Source organism: Nocardia lasii (assembly GCF_042658545.1).
In the GTDB taxonomy this organism is placed as follows: Bacteria; Actinomycetota; Actinomycetes; order Mycobacteriales; family Mycobacteriaceae; genus Nocardia; species Nocardia lasii.
Genome location: NZ_JBHSQN010000011.1, coordinates 30,179 through 50,164 on the forward strand (window position 1 = coordinate 30,179; position 19,986 = coordinate 50,164).

Annotated in this window: 19 protein-coding genes; 10 read left to right on the plus strand and 9 right to left on the minus strand. The window is 70.4% G+C overall.

All coding sequences use genetic code 11. The features are described 5' to 3' along the window. Both ACFP3H_RS16265 and ACFP3H_RS16270 read right to left on the minus strand, forming a co-directional pair. The coding region (locus ACFP3H_RS16265) for a GNAT family N-acetyltransferase (protein ID WP_378606520.1) at positions 1-1,955 on the minus strand (1,955 nt) is incomplete at its 3' end. Then, on the minus strand, positions 1,948-3,189 hold the full coding sequence (locus ACFP3H_RS16270; RefSeq protein WP_378606521.1) for an acetoin utilization protein AcuC: 1,242 nt from the start codon (positions 3,187-3,189) through the stop codon (positions 1,948-1,950). The genes ACFP3H_RS16265 and ACFP3H_RS16270, both read right to left, overlap by 8 nt. 129 nt (positions 3,190-3,318) lie before the next feature. Between ACFP3H_RS16270 and ACFP3H_RS16275 the strand changes: the two genes are divergently transcribed. Together ACFP3H_RS16275 and galE are read left to right on the plus strand one after the other, a co-directional pair. Next, a complete protein-coding gene (locus ACFP3H_RS16275; protein ID WP_378606523.1) occupies positions 3,319-4,002 on the plus strand; it encodes a metal-dependent transcriptional regulator in 684 nt (227 codons plus the stop codon). A gap of 3 nt (positions 4,003-4,005) precedes the next feature. After that, complete coding sequence (galE, locus tag ACFP3H_RS16280; protein WP_378606525.1) at positions 4,006-4,986, plus strand: UDP-glucose 4-epimerase GalE; 981 nt, start codon at positions 4,006-4,008, stop codon at positions 4,984-4,986. Positions 4,987-5,003: 17 nt separating this feature from the next. Here the strand turns inward: galE and ACFP3H_RS16285 are convergent, their stop codons facing one another. Then, entirely contained in the window at positions 5,004-6,170 is a 1,167-nt protein-coding gene (locus ACFP3H_RS16285) for a DUF4192 domain-containing protein (RefSeq protein WP_378606528.1), read from the minus strand. Positions 6,171-6,316: 146 nt separating this feature from the next. Then, positions 6,317-7,027 (minus strand): sensor domain-containing protein, encoded by a 711-nt coding sequence (locus ACFP3H_RS16290; RefSeq protein WP_378606531.1) that lies wholly within the window; start codon positions 7,025-7,027, stop codon positions 6,317-6,319. Between the two features lie 198 nt (positions 7,028-7,225). Here ACFP3H_RS16290 and ACFP3H_RS16295 point away from each other — a divergent pair, with 198 nt between their 5' ends. The 5 genes from ACFP3H_RS16295 (at position 7,226) to ACFP3H_RS16315 (ending at position 13,897) form a co-directional block, all read left to right on the plus strand. After that, complete coding sequence (locus tag ACFP3H_RS16295) at positions 7,226-8,170, plus strand: proteasome assembly chaperone family protein (protein ID WP_378606534.1); 945 nt, start codon at positions 7,226-7,228, stop codon at positions 8,168-8,170. 54 nt (positions 8,171-8,224) lie between these two features. Continuing rightward, a complete protein-coding gene (locus ACFP3H_RS16300) occupies positions 8,225-10,723 on the plus strand; it encodes a DEAD/DEAH box helicase (protein WP_378606537.1) in 2,499 nt (832 codons plus the stop codon). Between the two features lie 103 nt (positions 10,724-10,826). Further along, positions 10,827-11,984: a type III PLP-dependent enzyme gene (locus ACFP3H_RS16305; protein ID WP_378606540.1), complete on the plus strand. Its 1,158-nt coding sequence runs from the start codon at positions 10,827-10,829 to the stop codon at positions 11,982-11,984. 8 nt (positions 11,985-11,992) lie between these two features. Continuing rightward, positions 11,993-13,192, plus strand: coding sequence for an adenosylmethionine decarboxylase (gene speD, locus ACFP3H_RS16310; RefSeq protein ID WP_378606543.1), 1,200 nt, complete (start codon positions 11,993-11,995; stop codon positions 13,190-13,192). A gap of 153 nt (positions 13,193-13,345) precedes the next feature. Continuing rightward, positions 13,346-13,897, plus strand: a complete 552-nt coding sequence (locus ACFP3H_RS16315) for a hypothetical protein (protein WP_378606546.1) — start codon at positions 13,346-13,348, stop codon at positions 13,895-13,897. A gap of 72 nt (positions 13,898-13,969) precedes the next feature. Here ACFP3H_RS16315 and ACFP3H_RS16320 read toward each other — a convergent pair whose 3' ends face one another. The 4 genes from ACFP3H_RS16320 to ACFP3H_RS16335 form a co-directional block, all read right to left on the minus strand. Next, positions 13,970-14,572 (minus strand): energy-coupling factor transporter transmembrane component T family protein, encoded by a 603-nt coding sequence (locus ACFP3H_RS16320; protein WP_378606549.1) that lies wholly within the window; start codon positions 14,570-14,572, stop codon positions 13,970-13,972. Beyond that, positions 14,569-15,249, minus strand: a complete 681-nt coding sequence (locus ACFP3H_RS16325) for an energy-coupling factor ABC transporter ATP-binding protein (protein ID WP_378606552.1) — start codon at positions 15,247-15,249, stop codon at positions 14,569-14,571. Before ACFP3H_RS16325 ends, ACFP3H_RS16320 begins: the two co-directional genes overlap by 4 nt. Further along, entirely contained in the window at positions 15,246-15,833 is a 588-nt protein-coding gene (locus ACFP3H_RS16330; protein WP_378606555.1) for a biotin transporter BioY, read from the minus strand. Before ACFP3H_RS16330 ends, ACFP3H_RS16325 begins: the two co-directional genes overlap by 4 nt. A gap of 79 nt (positions 15,834-15,912) precedes the next feature. Next, entirely contained in the window at positions 15,913-16,821 is a 909-nt protein-coding gene (locus ACFP3H_RS16335; protein WP_378606558.1) for a hydrogen peroxide-inducible genes activator, read from the minus strand. A 79-nt stretch (positions 16,822-16,900) separates the two neighbouring features. On the opposite strand from ACFP3H_RS16335, the gene ACFP3H_RS16340 reads away from it, so the two are divergent. The 3 genes from ACFP3H_RS16340 (at position 16,901) to ACFP3H_RS16350 (ending at position 18,865) form a co-directional block, all read left to right on the plus strand. Next, positions 16,901-17,488 (plus strand): peroxiredoxin, encoded by a 588-nt coding sequence (locus ACFP3H_RS16340; RefSeq protein ID WP_378606561.1) that lies wholly within the window; start codon positions 16,901-16,903, stop codon positions 17,486-17,488. A 42-nt stretch (positions 17,489-17,530) separates the two neighbouring features. After that, positions 17,531-18,070, plus strand: coding sequence for an alkylhydroperoxidase, AhpD family (gene ahpD, locus ACFP3H_RS16345; protein ID WP_378606564.1), 540 nt, complete (start codon positions 17,531-17,533; stop codon positions 18,068-18,070). Positions 18,071-18,163: 93 nt separating this feature from the next. Then, the gene (locus ACFP3H_RS16350; RefSeq protein ID WP_378606567.1) at positions 18,164-18,865 is read left to right on the plus strand and encodes a PhzF family phenazine biosynthesis protein; all 702 of its coding nucleotides are present in this window, start codon (positions 18,164-18,166) and stop codon (positions 18,863-18,865) included. On the opposite strand, the gene ACFP3H_RS16355 is transcribed toward ACFP3H_RS16350, so the two are convergent. After that, the gene (locus ACFP3H_RS16355) at positions 18,862-19,962 is read right to left on the minus strand and encodes an RskA family anti-sigma factor (RefSeq protein WP_378606570.1); all 1,101 of its coding nucleotides are present in this window, start codon (positions 19,960-19,962) and stop codon (positions 18,862-18,864) included. The two genes, ACFP3H_RS16350 and ACFP3H_RS16355, sit on opposite strands and share 4 nt — an antisense overlap. Positions 19,963-19,986 lie beyond the last annotated feature (24 nt).

A 19,986-nucleotide genomic window follows, 5' to 3' on the forward strand; every position in this document is an offset into this window, starting at 1 on the left:
GACGCACCACCGTTGGAGATCTCGCGCACCCTCGCCGAGACCGGTCGCGCGCCGAGCGCGGGCGCCCCGGCCCGCGCGCGCACCGCCAGTTCCGGCGGGATCCCGGATTCGGCCATGAAGGTCGTGAGCACCGGTTTGTCCGGCGCCGCCGCGGCGGCCGCGCGCAGGGCCTCGCCGAATCCGGTCATGGGCACCGGCACCGGGGGCGCCACCACCACGATCACCGCGTCGACCCGGGTGCTGCGCAGCGCGACGAGCACCGCTTCGCGGTAGTCGGCCGGGGTCGCCTCCGGGCCGAGGTCCACCGGCCCGTCCATCAGGGCACCGTCGGCGCCGCGTTCGGTCGGGCGGGCACCGGGGCCGCGATCGACCGCGGTGGTGGGGCGGTGGATTCGCAGCCCTTCGCTGCGGGCGGCGTCGACGGCCAGCCAGTTCAGGGCGGCGCTGTTGCCGATCACCGCGACCCGGGGACCGCGCGGCAGCGGTTGGCAGGCCAGCAGGGCGGCGCAGTCGAAGAGCTCGGAGATGGAGTCGACCTGGATGATCCCGGCCTGGGCGAACAGGTCGCGCACCACCGTGCGGTCCATGTCGGCGCCGGCGGCCACCCGACCACTGCTCACCGCGACGATCGGTTTGGCGCGCGCCACCCGGCGGGCCAGCCGGGAGAACTTGCGCGGATTACCGAAACTCTCCAGGTAGAGCAGGATCACCTCGGTGTCGGCGGCGGTGTCCCAGTACTGCAGCAGGTCGTTGCCCGAGACGTCGGCGCGGTTGCCCGCCGAGACGAAGCTCGACAGGCCGAGGCTGCGGGTGGCGGCCTCGCGCAGGATCGCCGCGCCGAGCGGGCCGGACTGGCAGAAGAACCCGATCGGGCCGCGCTCGGGCAGCACCGGGGCCAGGGTGGCGTTGAGGCCGACGGCGGGGTCGGTGTTGGCGATGCCGAGCGCGCTGGGCCCCACCACCCGCATCCCGTGCCCGCGCGCCGCGGCGACGAGTTCGTGTTCGGCGGCCAGCCCGGGGGCGCCGGTCTCGCCGAAGCCCGCGGTCAGCACCACCAGTCCCTTGACGCCCTTGGCCATGCAGTCGGCGAGAACGGCCCCGATCGCGGCGGGCGGCACGGCCACCACGGCGAGGTCGACCGCGTCGGGGATCTCGCGCACGGTGGCGTAGGCGCGCACGCCCCACACCGACCGCCGGTGCGGGTTCACCGGGAACACCGGCCCGCTGAATCCGCCCGCGAGCAGGTTGGCCAGCACCGCGCCGCCGACCCTGGTCCGCTCCGGAGACGCCCCGATCACCGCGACCGAGCCGGGGGCGAGCAGGTTGGCGACGCTGCGCGCCTCCGAGGCGGCCTCCCGCGCGTCGCGCACGGTGCGCAGCGCCTCGGTGGGGTCGATCGCGAACTCGAGATGCACCTCGGCGCCGTCGCGACTGCGCTGGAGCTGGTAGCCGGCCTCCCGGAAGACCGTGATCATGGCCTCGTTCTCGGCCAGCACCTCGGCGACGAAGGCGGCGACGTCGTTCTCGGCGGCGGCACCGGCCAGGTGTTCGAGCAGGACCGAGCCGAGCCCGCGCCCCTGGTGCTCGTCGGCCACCACGAAGGCCACCTCGGCCGCGCGCGGCCCCGGCCGGTCGAGCAGTTCGTAGCGGGCCACGCCGATGATCGCGGTCCCGAGCACCGCGACCAGGCCGACGCGATCGCGATAGTCGACATGGGTGGTGCGGTACATGTCCTTCGGCGAGATCTGCGGGTACGGACCGAAGTAGCGCAGGTACCGGGTGCGGTCGGACAGGCCGGCGTGGAAGACCGCCAGCGCCTCGGCGTCGGCGGGCATGATCGGGCGCACCCGGACCACGCGCCCGTCGGCGGCGAGCACGTCGCCGTACCAGTGTTGCGGTGGCGCGGGCGGATTCGCCGGTGTGTCGGGGGTATCGGGCAGCAGGGGCTCAGTCACGCGGATCCTCCGGGTCGAGACCGAGCAGGCCGAAACTCGCCCGCCGGGTGGCGCTGATGGCGGTGTCGACCGCGCGCTGCGCTCGAATCTGGCCCGCGTCACCGATTTCGGGGGTGCCGCCGGGCCCGTCCCACGCCCGGTAGGCGGTGTCTCCGCCGTCACCCATCGTCAAGGGTGGTTGCACACGCGGGGCGGCCGCGCGGACCTGCTCGATCCACTCGGCGGGCACCGCGGTCTCCGGCGCCAGCGGCCGATCCAGCGCGGCCGCCAGCAAATGCGTCCACGCGCGCGGCACCACCCGCACCACCCCGTAACCGCCGCCGCCGATGGCCAGCCAGCGTCCCTCGGCGTACTCGTCGGCGAGGTCGCGCATCGCGAGAAAGGCCGCGCGCTGGCCGTCGACGGTGAGTTCCAGATCGGCGAGCGGGTCCTCGCGATGGGTGTCGACACCGCACTGGCTGATGATGATCTGCGGCCGGAACGCGGCCACCGCGCCGGGCACCACCGCGTGAAAGGCCCGCAGCCACTGGGCATCTCGCGTGCCCGGCAGCAGCGGCAGATTGATCGAGGTGCCCTCGGCCGCGCCGACCCCGGTTTCCTCCGGCCAGCCGGTATTGGGCCACAGCGTCGCCGGGTGCTGGTGCAGCGACACGGTGAGTACGCGGGGGTCGGCGTAGAACGCGCGCTGCACCCCGTCGCCGTGGTGGACGTCGACATCGAGGTAGGCGATGCGGTCGAAACCGTGGTCGAGCAGCCACGAGATGGCGATGGCGGCGTCGTTGTAGACGCAGAACCCGGCAGCCGAATCCGGCATGGCGTGGTGCATTCCGCCGCCGATGCTGACCGCGCGCCGGGTGCGTCCGGCCGCGATCTCGCGCGCGGCGGCCATGGTGCCGCCCACGATCACCGAGGCCGCCTCGTGCATGTGCGGGAACACCGGGTTGTCGGCGGTGCCGAGCCCGTGCAGGGTGTCCTCGGGGGTGGGCGGGCCGTGGCCGGCCCGGCGCACGGCCTCGATGTAGGCGTTGCTGTGCACGCGCATCAGATCGGCGGGGGTGGCGGCGTCGGGCGAGAGCGGTTCGACACCGTCGAGCACACCCAGACTTTTCGCCAATGACATGGTGTACCGCAGGCGCGCCGGTTTCATCGGATGCTCCGGGCTCCAGGTGTAGCCGAGGAATCGCTCGGTCCACACGACGGTCCCTGCTGGTTCGCTGCGCGGCGACGTGACCATGCTCGCCACGCTAGCCGGAAGCAGCAGTCCCCGTGTGGCGTTGACATGCAGTAGAAATAGGGCCGCTGGTCCGGCGGGCGGAGCGGTGTTCGCGCGTGGGTAGAATCGTGCCGACGAAGGGGTATTCAGGTGAAGGATCTGGTCGACACCACGGAGATGTATCTCCGTACCATCTACGACCTCGAGGAAGAGGGCGTGGTGCCGTTGCGCGCGCGCATCGCCGAACGCCTCGAGCAGAGTGGTCCGACGGTGAGCCAGACGGTCGCGCGCATGGAGCGCGACGGCTTGCTCCTCGTGGCAGGCGACCGCCATCTCGAACTCACCGACAAGGGTCGCGCCATGGCCGTGGCGGTGATGCGCAAGCACCGGCTCGCCGAGCGATTGCTGGTCGACATCATCGGCTTGGATTGGGAGAACGTGCACGCCGAGGCGTGCCGGTGGGAACACGTCATGAGCGAGGAGGTGGAGCGGCGCCTGATCGAGGTGCTCAACCACCCGACCACCTCGCCCTACGGCAACCCCATCCCCGGCCTGGACGAGCTCGGTCTGACCGACGCTCCCGTCGAGGAGACGCTGATCCGGCTCTCCGATCTGCCCAACGGCCCGCTGCACGCGGTGGTCGTGCGCAGGCTCGCCGAGCACATCCAGACCGACCCCGAGGTCATCGGTCGTCTGCGGGAGGCGGGCGTGGTGCCCGACGCCCGCGTGACCGTGGAGACCAAACCGGGCGCGGTGCTGATCACGGTGCCCGGCCACAACGGTTTCGAACTGTCCGAAGAGATGGCGCATGCCGTCCAGGTGAGGCTGGTCTGATTCGTGAAACTCCTTGTCACCGGCGGCGCCGGCTATGTGGGCGGCGGATGCGCCGCGGTTCTGCTCGAAGCCGGGCACGAGGTCGTCGTGGTCGACGATCTGTCCACCGGTAACGCCGAGGGTGTTCCCGCCGGGGCGCGGTTCGTCGAGGGCGATATCGCCGTCGCGGCGTCCGCGGCACTGCGCGCCGAATCCTTCGACGGTGTGCTGCATTTCGCGGCCCAGTCGCTGGTCGGCGAGTCGGTGGAGCAGCCGGAGAAGTACTGGCACGGCAATGTCGTGAAGACGCTCACCCTGCTCGAGGCGATCCGCGAGACCGGCACCCCGCGCCTGGTGTTCTCCTCCACGGCCGCGGTGTACGGCGAGCCGGAGCAGGTGCCGATCACCGAGGACGCGCCCACGCGCCCCACCAATCCGTACGGGGCGAGCAAGCTCGCCATCGATCACGCGATCACCTCCTACGCGGCGGCCCACGATCTGGCCGCGACCAGCCTGCGCTACTTCAACGTGGCGGGCGCCTACGCGGGCCTCGGTGAGAACCGGGTGGTGGAAACACATTTGATCCCCCTGGTGTTGCAGGTGGCGCTGGGCCACCGCAAGGCGATTTCGGTGTACGGCACCGACTGGCCGACCCCGGACGGCACCTGTGTGCGCGACTACATCCACATCCGCGACCTGGCGCAGGCGCATCTGCTGGCCCTGTCCTCGTCGCAGCCGGGCACGCACCGGATCTGCAATCTCGGTTCGGGCACGGGTTTCTCGGTGCGCGAGGTGATCTCGGCGTGCGAGCGGGTCACCGGCCTGCCGATCGAGACGATCGACGCCCCGCGCCGCGCGGGCGATCCGGCCGTGCTGATCGCCTCGAGCGACCGTGCCGTGGCCGAGTTGGGCTGGCGGCCCGAGCACAACGACCTCGACGAGATCGTGACCGACGCCTGGGCGTTCCTGCGCTCGCTCGGCGCGAACGCCCACAGCGCCCGCTGAGTCGACCCGCGTCCGGTTCATCGGGCGATCGGCCCGATGTCGACGCCGAGGTCGGTGGCGATCCGGTAGCCGCAGTGCGCGAGTTGGCGCAGTCGTTCCGGGCGCAGCCCGGTCTGCAACGAGGTCTCGAGCAGCACCGCCATCGAGTGGTCGCCGTCGGCCTCGACCGCGGCGGCGATCGCGATCCCGGCGAACGGTCCGTCGCCGCGCAGGTAGGCGCTGTATCCGAGCAGCGCCGCCGCCTCGGCCCGGTCGGTGCCCGGCGTCGCCCTGGCCAACTGGGCCCACAGGCGCTCGGCCGTTTCGGCGTGCTCACCCAGGGCCAGCCCGTACATGGTGTCGCGGATCGCGCGGTCGCGCAGGGTCGCGGCCAGGCGGGCGAGTTCGCGTTCGGCGCGCGGTGCGCCCGAGGCGGTGTCGGCGATCTGCCACAGCACCCATTCCAGGGCGCGGCGCTGGAAGTCGAGCTGGTATCCGGCGCGCGTCGCCGCGGCCAGTCCGCGCCGGTAGCGCGCGATGGCGTCGCCGAGGTGGGGGCGCACGCGGGCGCGCAGCAGTTCGTCGGGGATCATCAGCGCCGTCATCTCCTGGCGCGAACCCCGGATCTGCCTGCCGTCCACCACCTGTGACACCGCGATGATCGAGGACGTGGGATCGGCCACCAATCCGGTGCCCATCGAGCCGAAGACGCTGTGGTAGCGCTGTCCCGCCGCGATCGCCTGCACCGCCCAGGCCCCGCGCAGCGCGATGCCGTCCTCGGCCAGGATGTCGGCCAACGCGGACGCGCGCAACACCTCGGCCCCCTCGAATTCGCCGCTGTCGTCGACGAAGACGGCGAGTACGCCGGTCGCCTCCTCCCGCAGGCAGATCGCCCCGAGGCAGGCCACGAACTGGTCGATGCGCGCCATGTCGACGGCGGCCTCGAGGTCGAACCGCACCACCGCTTCGATCATTTCCGTTCGCGCGCCGTCGTATTCGCGCAGGATGGCGACGACGAGGGAGCGTTCGGGCAGGAATCCGAGCATGGCGGGCATGGCGGCGATCAACTCGCCGGGATCATCGACCCGCAGTGGCCGGCGCGGACGGGCGCCGGGGTAGCGCGGGGTGGGTTCGGCGCAGCCGAGTGCGCGGGGGAAGGGGCGGGTGCGTGGGGTCCGGCGGGTGCGGTTCGTCGAGGGCGTCATGGGTCCACCGTGCCGGATGCCGCTCGGGCGACCGGTGTGGCGACCTGGGCTTTTCCAAGACCTGTGCACAACGTCGAACCTGTGGACAAACCCGGGTTCGCGCCCGGTCCGACGGAGGAGTTTGTCGGTGCCCGATGGTAGGTGGCTCAGCTGCCGCGCACGGAGTCGACGGTGGTGGCGAACATCTCGTCCACCGCGGCCGTATCCGGTTGTCCCGCACCGAAGATCATCGAGGTCACGGTGATCCGCACGTCCCCGACCCGGCCGATCGAGGTCTGCATGGTGCGCGTCAGGCCGGCACCGCCGACCGCGGGAACCACGGTGCGCCGCAACGCTATCGCCTCCTGCGCACCGGGGGGCGCGGTGGGGTCGAGAACGGTCGTGACGGTCGAACTCGCGCCCGCGCGCGAGACCGTGATCCGCTCGCAGCGGTGCAGCTGATCACGCAGCCGCGACAGCAGTTCGACATTGCGCGCCACCTCCACGGTGAGGGTGGCCCGGCTCGCGTCGTCGGTCCCCACCGCGACCGCCGCGGGCTCGGTGCCGGGCGCGACGTCGGGCGGTGTGCAGGCCGCCGGATCGACGGCATCGCCGATCCCCACCCCGTCCAGGTCGCCCGCCGCCGCGGCCGCGGCCTGAGCCGGGAGCACCACCGCCGGATATCGGGCGGGAAACCGGGCCGGGTCGGGCAACAGTTCGGCCAGCGGACTCGCGATCCGCTGCACCGAGACCGCGCTCTCGGCGACCGGCGTCCCGCTGACGCTCTGCGCGCACCCGGTGGCCGCGCACACCAGCGCCACCAGCACCGGCGACCAGCGTCGCACGCCCGCCGCACCCGTCGTGCGCACCACGTTCACGCCCTCCACTGTGCCCCACCGCCGCCACCGGCCGGTTCGCGCCACGCCGGGCGGGAATGCCCGACGCGCCCGTACTGTTGCCTACCAGGAACGGGCCGTCCCCGGCCGTGTGTGCCCACGCCGTTCGCGTGGGGGACAATGGAGATCCGCTTCCCCACCCCGCGAGCGATGGTGGACCGCGCAGGAAGGAGAAACGCGATGGATGACCAGTCGCATATGTACGAACTGGAGTTCCCGGCGCCGCAGTTGTCCTCGGACGACGGCGCCGGACCGGTGCTGGTGCACGGTCTGGAAGGTTTCACCGACGCCGGCCACGCCGTGCGCTTGGCGACCACGCACCTGCGCGAGAGTCTCGAAGCGGAGCTGGTGGCGTCCTTCGATGTCGACGAACTGCTCGACTACCGTTCGCGGCGCCCGCTGATGACCTTCAAAACCGACCATTTCGCCGATTACGCCGAGCCGGAACTGAACCTGTGGGCGTTGCGCGACACCACCGGCACCCCGTTCCTGCTGCTCTCGGGCCTGGAACCGGATCTGCGCTGGGAGAAGTTCACCACCGCGGTGCGCCTGCTGGCCGAGCAGCTCGGGGTGCGGCGCACGATCGGGCTCTCGGCGATCCCGATGGCGATCCCGCACACCCGCCCGCTGGGCGTCACCGCGCACGCCTCGGACAGTTCGCTGATCGGTGAGCACCAGCGCTGGCCGGGCGAGTTGCAGGTGCCGGGCAGCGCGTCCTCGCTGCTCGAGTACCGGATGGCCCAGCACGGCCACGAATCGTTGGGTTTCTCGGTGCACGTGCCGCACTACCTGGCCCAGACCGACTACCCCGAGGCCGCGCAGACGCTGCTCGAGAACGTCGCCGAGAACACCGGTCTGGATCTGCCGCTGTCGGCGCTGGGCGAGGCGGCCGCGCGGGTGCGCGAGCAGGTCGCCGAGCACATCGCGGGCAACGAGGAGGTGGAGACGGTCGTCACGGCGTTGGAGCGCCAGTACGACAGCTTCGTCACCGCCCAGGAACGTCAGTCCAGCCTGCTGGCCGCCGACGGCGAGCTGCCCAGCGGCGAGGAACTGGGCGCGGAGTTCGAGCGCTTCCTGGCCGAACAGGGCGGTTACGACGACACCCCCGGCGAGGGTCTGGTCTGACCCGCCGCCGGTCTGCGGGAAGTTCGGGTCCCGCCGACGACTAGGGTTGGCGGAGTGGATCTGACCGACCTGCTCGACATCCCCGGGACCGACGCCGACGCCCTCTACGAGTCGTTCGCGCTGTGGGCCGCCGAGCGGGGCACGACGCTGTATCCGGCCCAGGACGAGGCGCTGATGGAATTGGCGTCGGGGTCCAATGTCATCCTGGCCACGCCGACCGGGTCCGGCAAGTCGCTGGTCGCGGTCGGCGCGCACCTGTTCGCGATGGCCAACGGGCAGCGCAGCTACTACACCGCGCCGATCAAGGCCCTGGTCAGCGAGAAGTTCTTCGCGCTGTGCGAGGTGTTCGGCGCGGAGAACGTCGGCATGGTCACCGGGGACGCGGCGGTCAACGCCGACGCCCCGATCATCTGCGCCACCGCCGAGATCCTGGCGAATCTGGCGTTGCGCGAGGGCGCGGCGGCCCAGGTCGGCCAGATCGTGATGGACGAGTTCCATTTCTACGCCGATCCCGATCGCGGGTGGGCCTGGCAGGTGCCGATCATCGAACTGCCCGGCGCCCAGTTCCTGCTGATGTCGGCCACGCTGGGCGAGGTGGATTTCTTCGCCGACGATCTGCGCGCGCGGACCGGCCGGTCGACGGTGGTGGTCGCGGGCACCGAACGTCCTGTCCCCCTGACGTTCTCGTATGTCCGCACGCCCATCACCGAGACGCTCGAAGAGCTGGTGACCACCCATCAGGCGCCGGTCTATGTCGTGCACTTCACCCAGGCCGCGGCCCTGGAACGCGCCCAGGCGCTGACCAGCGTGAACTTCGCCTCCCGGGCGGAGAAGGACGCGATCGCCGCCGCCATCGGCGATTTCCGGTTCGCCTCGGGTTTCGGCAAGACCCTGTCGCGATTGATCCGACACGGGATCGGCGTGCATCACGCGGGCATGCTGCCCAAATACCGCCGCCTGGTGGAGAAGCTGGCCCAGGACGGGCTGCTGAAGGTGGTGTGCGGCACCGACACCCTCGGCGTCGGCATCAATGTCCCCATCCGCACAGTGCTGCTGACCGGGCTCACCAAATACGACGGCGTGCGCACCCGCAGGCTCAAAGCCCGTGAGTTCCACCAGATCGCCGGGCGCGCGGGCCGGGCGGGCTTCGACACGATGGGCACCGTGGTGGTGCAGGCCCCCGAACACGAGGTGGAGAACGCGCGCCTGCTCGCCAAGGCGGGCGACGACCCGAAGAAGCAGCGAAAAGTGGTGCGCCGCAAGCCCCCGGAGGGTTTCGTGTCGTGGAGCGAGGAGACCTTCGATCGGCTCATCGCGGCCCCGCCCGAACCGATGGTGTCGCGGTTCGCGGTCACCAATTCGATGCTGCTCAATGTGATCGCCCGCCCCGGCAACTGTTTCACCGCCATGCGCCACCTGCTCGAGGACAATCACGAACCGCGTCCCGCCCAGCGCCGACATATCCTGCGCGCCATCCGTCTCTACCGTTCGCTGCGCGATGCCGGGGTGGTGCAACAGCTCTCCGAACCCGACGCCAAGGGCCGGATGGCGCGACTCACCGTCGACCTGCAACGCGATTTCGCCCTCGATCAGCCGCTGTCGCCGTTCGCGCTGGCCGCGTTCGAACTGCTCGACCGCGACAGCCCCACCTACACCCTCGATGTGGTGTCGCTGATCGAGGCGACCCTCGAGGACCCCCGCCAGCTGCTGATGGCCCAGCAGCACAAGGCCCGTGGCGCGGCGGTGGCCGAGATGAAGGCCGACGGCATCGAATACGAGGAGCGCATGGAGCTGCTCGAGGAGGTGACCTGGCCCAAGCCGCTGGCCGAGCTGATCGACCCGGCGTTCGAGACCTACCGGGCCGGACATCCGTGGGTCTCGGAGTTCGCGCCGTCACCGAAGTCGGTGGTGCGCGACATGATCGAACGCGCGATGACCTTCGCCGAGCTGATCTCGCACTACGAACTGACCCGCTCCGAAGGTGTCGTGCTGCGCTATCTCGCCGACGCCTACCGGGCCCTGCGCCGCACCGTGCCCGACGCCGCGCGCACCGAGGAACTCGACGACCTCACCGAATGGTTGGGCGAGCTGATCCGCCAGGTCGATTCGAGCCTGCTCGACGAATGGGAACAGCTCACCAATCCCGGTGCCGAGAACGACACCGAGCAGATCGCGTTCGGCGCCGAGACGGTGCGCCCGATCACCGCCAACGAACGCGCCTTCCGGATCATGGTCCGCAACGCCATGTTCCGGCGCGTGGAACTGGCCTCCCGACGCCGCTGGAACGAACTCGACGACCTGGGCACCGGCCCCGACTGGGCCGAGGAGCTCGCCGACTACTTCGACGAGTACGCCACCATCGGCACCGGCCCCGACGCGCGCGGCCCGCAGCTGTTCACCGTGGAGCAGCGGCCCGGTTTCTGGCACGTGCGCCAGGTGATCGACGACCCCGCCGGCGACCACGGGTGGGCGCTGACCGCGATCGTGGATCTCGAGGAGTCCGACGCCGCGGGCGAGGTGGTGTTCGACGAGGTCACGGTGGCGGCGGGCTGAGTCATACGCGATCGCTATGCCGAATATGACGAATGTTTGACGGATTCGTTGTTGGGTAGGCGCCGCTGATAGTCTCTCCCGGCTGCCGAGGAGAAAGTTCACTGTGCCCGAGTCCCCGTATCTTGTGATCGACCCCGCGCGGGTTCGTGCCAACTACCGCACCCTCGCCACCGCCCTGGCGACGGGTCGCGGCGAGGGCACCCGGATCCGGTACGCCGTCAAGGCCGCCCCGGTGGCGGAGTTGATCACCCTGCTCGCCGCCGAGGGCGCCGAGTTCGACGTGGCCAGCATCGGCGAGATCGACCAGTGCCTCGCGCTCGGCGTCGACCCCGAGCGGCTGTGTTACGGCAACCCGATCAAGAAGAGCGCTCACATCGCGCGCGCCTTCGCCCTCGGGGTGCGCCGCTACGCCTGCGACACCGAGGACGATCTCGAACGCATCGCCGAGCACGCGCCCGGTTCCGAGGTCGAGGTGCGGTTCCTGTCGAGCGCCCCGGAATCACGCACTCCCTTCGGCACCAAGTTCGGTTGCGCGCCCGCCGAGGCCCTGCGCCTGCTGGTGCGCGCCCGCGATCTGGGGCTGGTAGTCGGCGGCCCGTACTTCCACGTGGGCTCCCAGCAGCTCGACCCGGCCGCCTGGCGGATCGGCATCGAGCAGGCCGGTGAGATCGTGGACGCGTTGGCCGCCAAGGACATTCACGTCCACGCGGTGAACGTGGGTGGCGGGCTGCCGATCTCCTACGCCGACGCCGCCCCCGAACTCGACGCGATCGCGGCCGCCATCGGCGCCGCCGCCGCGCGTCTCCTGCCCGCGACCACCGGTCTGATCGTGGAGCCCGGCCGTGCGCTGGTGGGCAACGCGGGCACTGTTCACGCCGAGGTCGTCGGCGTGCGTTTCGCGCCGGATGGTCGGCGCTGGGTGTATCTCGACATCGGCCGTTACAACGGTATGGCCGAGACGGAGAACGAGTACATCGCCTACCGGTTCGTCACCGATCGCGACGGCGATCCGGTGGACGAGGCGGTGGTCGCGGGTCCGACCTGCGACGGCGACGATGTACTGTATCAACGCACGAAGGTCCTTCTGCCGACCACGTTGCGAGCCGGTGACCGGATTCAGATCCTGCACACCGGCGCCTATACCGCGAGTTATTCGTCGGTGTCCTTCAATGGTTTTCCGCCCTTGACCGTTCATGTCTCGGGCGCTGAACCTACCCGCCCCGCCGGCTCCGCCGGCTGCCATCCCCTTAAGCGAGAGTGAGTTACCCCATGACGGCGGAATTCACCGGCTGGCACGTGCTGGCCGAGTTCGGTGGCGTCGACACAGCCCTGTGTGACGATCTCGAACAACTCGAATCGGCGTTGCGTGAGTCCTTGATCGCGGCGGGCGTCACCATCTGCGAAGTCGTTCACAAAAAGTTCGATCCGCAGGGGGTGACCGTCCTCGCGCTGTTGTCGGAGTCTCACGCCTCGATTCACACCTATCCGGAGTCCGGCGACATCTTCGTCGACGTCTTCACCTGCGGCAGCATCGGTGCGGGCGCCACGAAAGCCGTGGACCTGCTCCGAGATCGGTTGTCCCCCACCAGTGTTCGGATGCAGGTGGTCCAGCGTGGCCACGGCGCCGAGAAGATCTACGAACCGGTGGGCGACGGCCTGACCCGGATCTGGGATCTGCACGAGGTGATCGTCGACACCAATACCCCGTTCCAGCACATGGTGATCGCGCGGACCGATCAGGGCATCTCCCTGTTCTCCGACGACGATCGTCAGTCCACCGAGTTCTCCCAGCTCACCTACCACGAGGCCATGATGGTCCCGGCGTTCGTGCTGGCCGAGAAGCTCGACCGGGTGCTGATCATCGGCTCCGGTGAGGGTGTCGCCTCGCAGATGTCGGTGGCCGCCGGGGCGAGCCTGGTCGACCACGTCGACATCGACCAGCGCGAGGTGGAGCTGTGTGCCGAGCACCTGCCCTACGGTTACACCACCGACGAGCTGACCGCCGCCGTGGCGCACGAGGGTCCGATCCACGTGCACTACGCCGACGGCTGGGATTTCCTGGCCAAGGCGCAGGAGGCGGGCACCCGCTACGACGTGATCGTCATCGATCTGCCCGACGAGCGGGTCGAGGACGCGCAGCACAACCGCCTCTACGAGGCGGAGTTCCTGTCCCGATGTAAAGCACTGCTCGCCCCCGGCGGCGTGCTGTCGGCGCAGGCGGGCTGCGCGACCATGTGGCGCAACGAGACGCTCAAGCGTTCGTGGGGTCGGTTCCACGAGCAGTTCGCCACCGTGGTCCCCTACGGCAGCGACGAGCACGAGTGGACCTTCCTGTTCGGCCTGAACGAGAAGATCGACGACCCGGTCCGCGGCATGCGCGACCGACTCGCCCTGCTCCCCTACCGCGCCGAGACCATCGACGCGCGGGCCCTCGAGCGGGGTGCGATCGAGCCGTACGCGCTGCGCTGAGCTCGATCGGCTAGACACCGAAGGCGGTGATCCGGAACGTCGCGGATCACCGCCTTCGTGGTTTCGCCCACACCGTTGGCGAATCAGGCGGCGCCGTCGACCATGTCTTGACACGATGCGTGAAAAGAGTTTCGACAGAATCGAGTTCCCGCCATGACACCGCTGACCACGCACGGTCTGATGCCGATCCGGCAGCCCGCCGCGCACCGCCCCCGGCTCGACGAACTCTCCGCGGCGGGACAGTCCGGGTTCGGCGAACTCTTCGCGGCGGCACCCGATGTCACCGCGGCCGACTTCGCCCGGCTCGACGGCGATGTGACGATGCGCTCGTTCCCCGGGTCGGCCGAGCGCCTCCTGGGCCCGCTGATGGCGCGACCGGGCTACTTCTGGGTAGCGAAGTCGTTTCGTCACGTGGACGAGGAGGCGGTGGGCCACAACGTCGTTCGACTCCTGGGCGGCATGCGCGTGCTGAACTTCGTCGCCGCCGTCGGCGATTCGGTGGTCGACGGCCGCCCGGCGGTGCTGTTCGACTACGACGACCCCCGCCTCGGCTCCGCCCGGCCGGGCCGGCGCATCTACGACGAACTGCGCCAGATCGCCCCGGACCTGTGGCTGGGCCCGAGCTTCTTCGCGACCAAGAGCAAGCGAATCCCCATGGGCTGGTGCGCCCTCGACGCCTCGATTCCCTTCGAGGGCCCCGCCTGAGTAGGCGAACCGGCTCACCTCGGTCCCGTGCGGCCCGATAGTCGGCGCCGTCGAGCCCGCCGGCGGCAGGGGTCAGTCGTCGTCGACGCCGCGCGCGGCCAGGGCTTCGCCCATCGCGTCGGCGGTACGCAAGGCGCGCACCAGGACCGGGGTGACCAGGGCCGTGGCGGACCAGGAGACGCCGCGCGCCTTGCGAGCCTCGGCGACCTCGTGGACGATCTGGGCGAGCAGCGGAATGCAGCGGATCGCCAGGGCGAGCAGCAGACTCACCCGTTCGGGGTTCACGCCGAGGCGGCGCAGAGGGCCGAGGGCGCGAGTGAGGGCGTCGAGCATGTCGGTGACGCGGGTGGTCACCGTGACCAGCGCGGCCAACGCCACCGAGACCAGCAGCACGCCACAGACCACGAGCGCGCGCGTCGGGGAGGTGGTGAGCAGTTGGAACACCCCGATGATCGCCGTCATCCACAGCACCGGCCGCACCTGAGCCAGCGCCACCCGCCACGACACCCGGGCCAGCGCGAACAGCCCGGCCACCACCGCCACCGCGACCAGCACGCCGAGCGGGCCGCGCACGAACACCGTCAGCGCCAGGATCGCGGCGACCAGCAGCGCCAGTTTCACCCCCGCCGGCAGCCGGTGCAGCAGCGAATTCCCGGGAAGGTAGAGGCCGATCATTCGATCAGGCGCCGATAGGTCTCGATCGCGGTCGCGGGCGGTCCGTCGGCGACGACGCGACCGTCGTCGAGCACCACCACCCGGTCGAATCCGTCGAGCAGTCCGAGCTGGTGGGTCACCACGATCACCTGCTGATCGAGGGAGTTCAGCGCTTCCGACACCCGCCGGGCATTGCGCAGATCCAGCAGAGTGGTCGGCTCGTCGGCGACGATCACCTCCGGTTCCCTGATCAGCGCCGAACCGAGGGCGAGCAGCTGTTTCTGCCCGCCCGAGAGCAGGTGCGAGGGATGGTCGGGGTGCCCGGCGAGGCCGAAGCGCGCCAGCATCGCGCGCACCCGCTCGGCGATCTCGGCCTTGCCCAGTCCGCTGCGGCGCAGCGAGAAGGCCAGGTCCTCGGCGACCGTGGGCATCACGATCTGGGTGTCGGGGTCGGTGAACACGAACCCGACCTTGCGGCGCACCTGGGCGCCCTTGCGCGCGACGTCGAGCCCGTCGACGGTGACCGTGCCGGTGGTGGGGGTCAGCAGGCCGTTGAGCATGCGGGCCAGGGTCGATTTGCCCGACCCGTTGGCGCCGATGAACCCCACCCGGCCTTCGGTGATCCGCAGGTCGATCCCGCGCAGGACGGTCCGGTCACCGAAGCGGTGGCCGACCCCGTCGACGACGATCTCGCTCACGCCGCGCGGATGAGTCCGGGGTAGGCGCGATGCACGCCCTTGGCGACCACCGTGGCGATCACGACCTTGGCCAGGTCACCCGGGACGAACGCGAAGTTGGTCGAGATCGCCGCCCACACCCCGAGATCGGTGCGCACCAGCAGGCCGAGGGTGCCGAACAGGTAGATGAGCACGATGCCGCCGAACGCGTTGATCAGCAGGCCGAGCACCAGCGGGTACTTCGGCACGATCAGCGCGGTGAGCAGGCCGATCACCAGGGTCGCGGGAATCCAGCCGAGCAGGTAGCCGGCGGTCGGCGAGGCCAGGGCGGTGAGTCCGGTGCGTCCGCCCGAGAGCAGCGGCAGGCCGATCATGGTCAGCGCGATGAACACCGCCACCGCCGCGGTGCCCTTGCGCGGGCCGAGTACGGCGCCCGCGAGGATCACGCCGAGGGTCTGCAGGGTGATCGGGACGCCGCTGAAGCCGACGGTGATGGCGCCGGGCAGGCCGAGCGCCGCGATCAGGGCCGCGAATACCGCGATCTGGGCCAGGTCCCTGGCGGCGAATCCGGTGGAGCGCTGCGGGGATTTCTCGAGTTCGGGCACGGGCGGACATCCTTCGCAGCAGTAATTGAACGACGTTCAAGATAGCAGGAAGGTGGCTCGCGGCGGGGGCCACGATCGCTCAGAACGGACGCTTGGACCGGATCACCGCGGCCAGGTACTCGTAGTCGTCGGCGCGGGCCGAGGAGGACCGGTAGGCCAGCCCGATCGTGCGGCCGGGCGCGGGGGTGGCGAAGCGGGCGGTGTCGAGGGTGCCGCGCGCGGTTTCGGCGGGCACGGCCATCTCCGGGATGAGGGTCACGCCGAGCCCACCGGCCACGCACTGCACCACGGTGGTGAGCGAGGCGGCGCGGGTGTCGCCGACGGCGCCGGGGTGCGCGTCGGCGGCCCGGCACAGTTCCAGGGTCTGATCGCGCAGGCAGTGGCCCTCGTCGAGCAGCAGCAGCGGCAGTTCGGCGAGCTCGGGCGCGCCGAGGTCGGTGCGCCCGGCCAGCGCGTGCCCACGGGGGGTGACCAGCACGAACTCCTCGCTGTAGAGCGGGATCTCGACCAGGCCGCTGGTCTCGGTGGGCAGGGCGAGCACGGCGACGTCGAGGACGCCGGTGCGCAGCCCGTCGAGTAATCGCGCGGTCTGGTCCTCCACGACCTGGGGCACCGTCGCGGGCAGTTTGCGCCGCAGTTCCGGCAGCAGCTCGGGCAGCACGTAGGGCGCGACGGTCGGGATGATGCCGAGGCGCAGGGTGCCACCGAGGGTGTCGCCGGTGGCCGAGGCGAGGAATCGGTCGGCCGCCTCCAGCGTGGCCATCGCCTGTGGGAGCAGTCGCATTCCGGCCGCGGTGACCAGCACGCGACGGGTGCTGCGCTCGATCAACTGCAGTCCGAGGCCGTTTTCCAGTGATGCCAGGGCCTGCGATAACGTGGGTTGGCTCACAGCCGAACGCGCTGCGGCGGTGCCGAAATGTCGATATTCGGCGATGGCCACGAACGCACGCAGCTGCGACAGGGTTGGCTGATAAGTCTGATCACTCACACCTATCAGTGTACGGGGAGCAATCGTCTTTACCTTTTAGTAGGCTGACGTCAACACACCACCAATGAGGAGATGAAGCATGGCTCTGCTGACCATCGGCGACCAGTTCCCGGCGTACAACCTCAAGGCCGTCATCGGGGGCGATCTCTCCAAGGTCGACGCCCAGCAGCCCGACGACTACTTCACCCAGATCACCAGCGACGACCACGCGGGCAAGTGGCGCATCGTGTTCTTCTGGCCCAAGGACTTCACCTTCGTGTGCCCCACCGAGATCGCCGCGTTCGGCAAGCTGAACGAGGAGTTCGCCGATCGTGACGCGCAGGTCCTCGGCGCCTCGGTCGACAACGAGTTCGTGCACTTCCAGTGGCGCGCCCAGCACGACGATCTCAAGACCCTGCCCTTCCCGATCCTGTCCGACCTCAAGCGCGAGCTGGCCGCCGCCACCGGTGTGCTCAACGCCGACGGCGTCGCCGACCGCGCCACCTTCATCGTCGACCCGAACAACGAGGTGCAGTTCGTCTCGGTGACCGCCGGTTCGGTCGGTCGCAACGTCGACGAGGTGCTGCGCGTGCTCGACGCCCTGCAGTCCGACGAGCTGTGCGCCTGCAACTGGAAGAAGGGCGACCCGACCATCAACGCGGGCGAACTGCTTTCGGCCAGCGTCTGATTCACCCTTCCCCACCGAAATACCCAGAGGAGCCCCACTGATATGAGCATCGAGAACCTGAAGAACTCTCTTCCCGAGTACGCCAAGGACCTCAAGCTCAACCTGTCCTCGCTGGCCCGCACCACGGTGCTCAACGAGCAGCAGCTGTGGGGCACCCTGCTCGCCTCGGCCGCGGCCACCCGCTCGGCCACCACCCTGCGCGAGATCGCCGACGAGGCCGCCGATGTGCTGTCCGCCGAGGCGTACGACGCCGCGCTGGGCGCCGCCTCGATCATGGGCATGAACAACGTGTTCTACCGCGGCAAGGCGTTCCTGGACGGTCGCTACGACGACCTGCGCGCCGGTCTGCGGATGAACATCATCGGCAACCCCGGCGTCGACAAGGCCGATTTCGAGCTGTGGTCGTTCGCGGTGTCCTCGATCAACGGGTGCGCGCACTGCCTCGAGGCGCACGAGAAGACGCTGCGCGAGGCCGGTGTGTCGCGCGAGGTGATCTTCGAGTCGCTGCGCGCGGCCGCGATCGTGGCCGGTGTCGGCCAGGCGGTGGCCTCCACCGAGGCGCTGGCGTCGGCCGGCGTCTGATTTTCCACGCGGTACACAGCCCCGATCCGCTGGTGCGGGTCGGGGCTGTGTGGCGTCGGGAGACCGACCGAACAGCCCGGTAGGCTCGCGATCATGAACGCACATGATGTGCCCGATGCCCCGGATATCCAGGTCGAGGTCGTGCGAGTGTTCACCGATCCGGCAGGCAATCTCGGCAATGCGCTCGGCATCGCCCGCGCCGGTGACGTCGTGGCCCTGGACAAGCAACTGTTGGCCGCCCGGCTGGGTTTCAGTGAGACCACGGTGGTCTCCGATCCCGTCGACGGGGTCGCCGACGTGCGCATCTACACCCCGGCCATGGAGTTGCCCTTCGCCGGACATCCCACCGTGGGCACGGCGTGGTGGCTCGACGTGCAGGGCACGCCGGTGGAAACCCTGCGGGTCCCGGCGGGTCCGGTGGCGGTGACCCAGGCCGACGGCCTGACGTGGATCACCGCGCGCGCCGAGTGGGCGCCGACCTTCGAGTTCACCCAGATGGATTCGCTCGTGGAACTGGTGGGCCTGTCGGCCTCGGATTTCACCGAGGGCCAGCACTACCGGTGGGCGTGGGTCGACGAGGCGCGCGGCACGATTCGCTCGCGGATGTTCGCCCCCGCCATGGGGATCGCCGAGGACGAGGCGACCGGGGCGGCGGCGGTCGCGCTCACCGCGCAGCTGCGGCGCGGGCTGATCATCACCCAGGGGCAGGGTTCCCAGCTCTACACCGAGTGGGATTCCGACGGCTGGGTTCGGCTCGGCGGACGGGTCGCCGAGGATCACGTGGTGGTGCTCTAGGTGTGAAAGCGGCGTAGCCAGGGCGGGGTCGCCACCCAGGGGCCGCGCCGCGGAGGCGGATCGGTGCCGATGTCGGCGAGGATCCGGGTTTCCAGGGCGCGCGGCGGGGCGTGTTCGTCGTCGACGGCCAGCAGCGCCAACATCTCGTGCACGCCGCGCACGCGGGCCGCGAACTGGGACAGGCTGTTCGGGGCGGTGGCGCTGAGTTTGTTCTCGATGTGGTGGTGTTCGAGTTCGGCGACCGCGTCGAGGGCGTAGGCGTCGGCGACCGACAGGACCGAGCCGGGCGGGCTCCACGACTGTTTGCCCGGCCAGCCGATGATGCGCTGTTCGGCCAGCCGTTCGATGCCGTCGGCCAGCAATCTGGTGACCATCGGCACGCGCATGCCCAGCTCGCGGCTGATGGCCCGGTAGGTGCGGCCGCCGTAGTAGGCCAGCACGAAGACCTCGCAGCGGCTGTCGAGGGGGTCGTCGAAACCGAGTCGGGCGGCGGCGGCCAGCCAGGGGACGTCGTCGTCGCGGCGGTCGAGGCGCAGGCGTTGGACCGCGAGGCGGTGGATCTGCGCCAGGAGCCAGGAGTGGTCGGCGGGGACGGCGAGGGGGTCGCGGTCGAGCGGGGTGCGCGCGGCCGCGAATTCGTCGGGTTCGGGGGGCTCGTCGTCGTGGCGGCTCTCGGGTGGGCCGGGTTCCTTCGGGGCGTAGACGACGCCGCTGCCGAAGGCGACATCCATCGCCCCGTACGGGAGCAGGTCCGAGCGCACGCCGGTCGCCGCGAAAGCCGCCCGGCCCCACGGCGTGCCGAGGTCGGGGCCCGGTCGCGGCGGTGGCGGCGCGGGCTCCGGGGCGGCGGGGACGATCTCGGGCTCGTCCTCGTCGAAGGTCCAGCGCGCCAGGCGCGCACGCCGGTACCCCTCACGCACGACCTCCTCGGCCGCCCCGCGCCGGTGCAGCACACGCAGCGCCAAACCGAAGGCCGCGGCGCCGGTGGCGTTGTAGAGCGAGTGCATCTGCTCGCGATCGTCGGCGCCCGCGGCGATCTCGGGGACGCGCGCCCCACCGGGCCCCGGCGTGTGTCGAGGACCACGCTGCCCGCTCATCGTCGAATTCCTGCCCGCACTAAG

Coding starts and splice junctions, on each gene's coding strand:
- ACFP3H_RS16285 (WP_378606528.1), bottom strand. CDS start 6,170: ATGACGCCCTCGACGAACCGCACCCGCCGGACCCCACGCACCCGCCCC.
- ACFP3H_RS16295 (WP_378606534.1), top strand. CDS start 7,226: ATGGATGACCAGTCGCATATGTACGAACTGGAGTTCCCGGCGCCGCAG.
- ahpD (WP_378606564.1), top strand. CDS start 17,531: ATGAGCATCGAGAACCTGAAGAACTCTCTTCCCGAGTACGCCAAGGAC.
- ACFP3H_RS16270 (WP_378606521.1), bottom strand. CDS start 3,189: ATGGTCACGTCGCCGCGCAGCGAACCAGCAGGGACCGTCGTGTGGACC.
- ACFP3H_RS16350 (WP_378606567.1), top strand. CDS start 18,164: ATGAACGCACATGATGTGCCCGATGCCCCGGATATCCAGGTCGAGGTC.
- ACFP3H_RS16320 (WP_378606549.1), bottom strand. CDS start 14,572: ATGATCGGCCTCTACCTTCCCGGGAATTCGCTGCTGCACCGGCTGCCG.
- speD (WP_378606543.1), top strand. CDS start 11,993: ATGACGGCGGAATTCACCGGCTGGCACGTGCTGGCCGAGTTCGGTGGC.
- ACFP3H_RS16315 (WP_378606546.1), top strand. CDS start 13,346: ATGACACCGCTGACCACGCACGGTCTGATGCCGATCCGGCAGCCCGCC.
- ACFP3H_RS16355 (WP_378606570.1), bottom strand. CDS start 19,962: ATGAGCGGGCAGCGTGGTCCTCGACACACGCCGGGGCCCGGTGGGGCG.
- ACFP3H_RS16340 (WP_378606561.1), top strand. CDS start 16,901: ATGGCTCTGCTGACCATCGGCGACCAGTTCCCGGCGTACAACCTCAAG.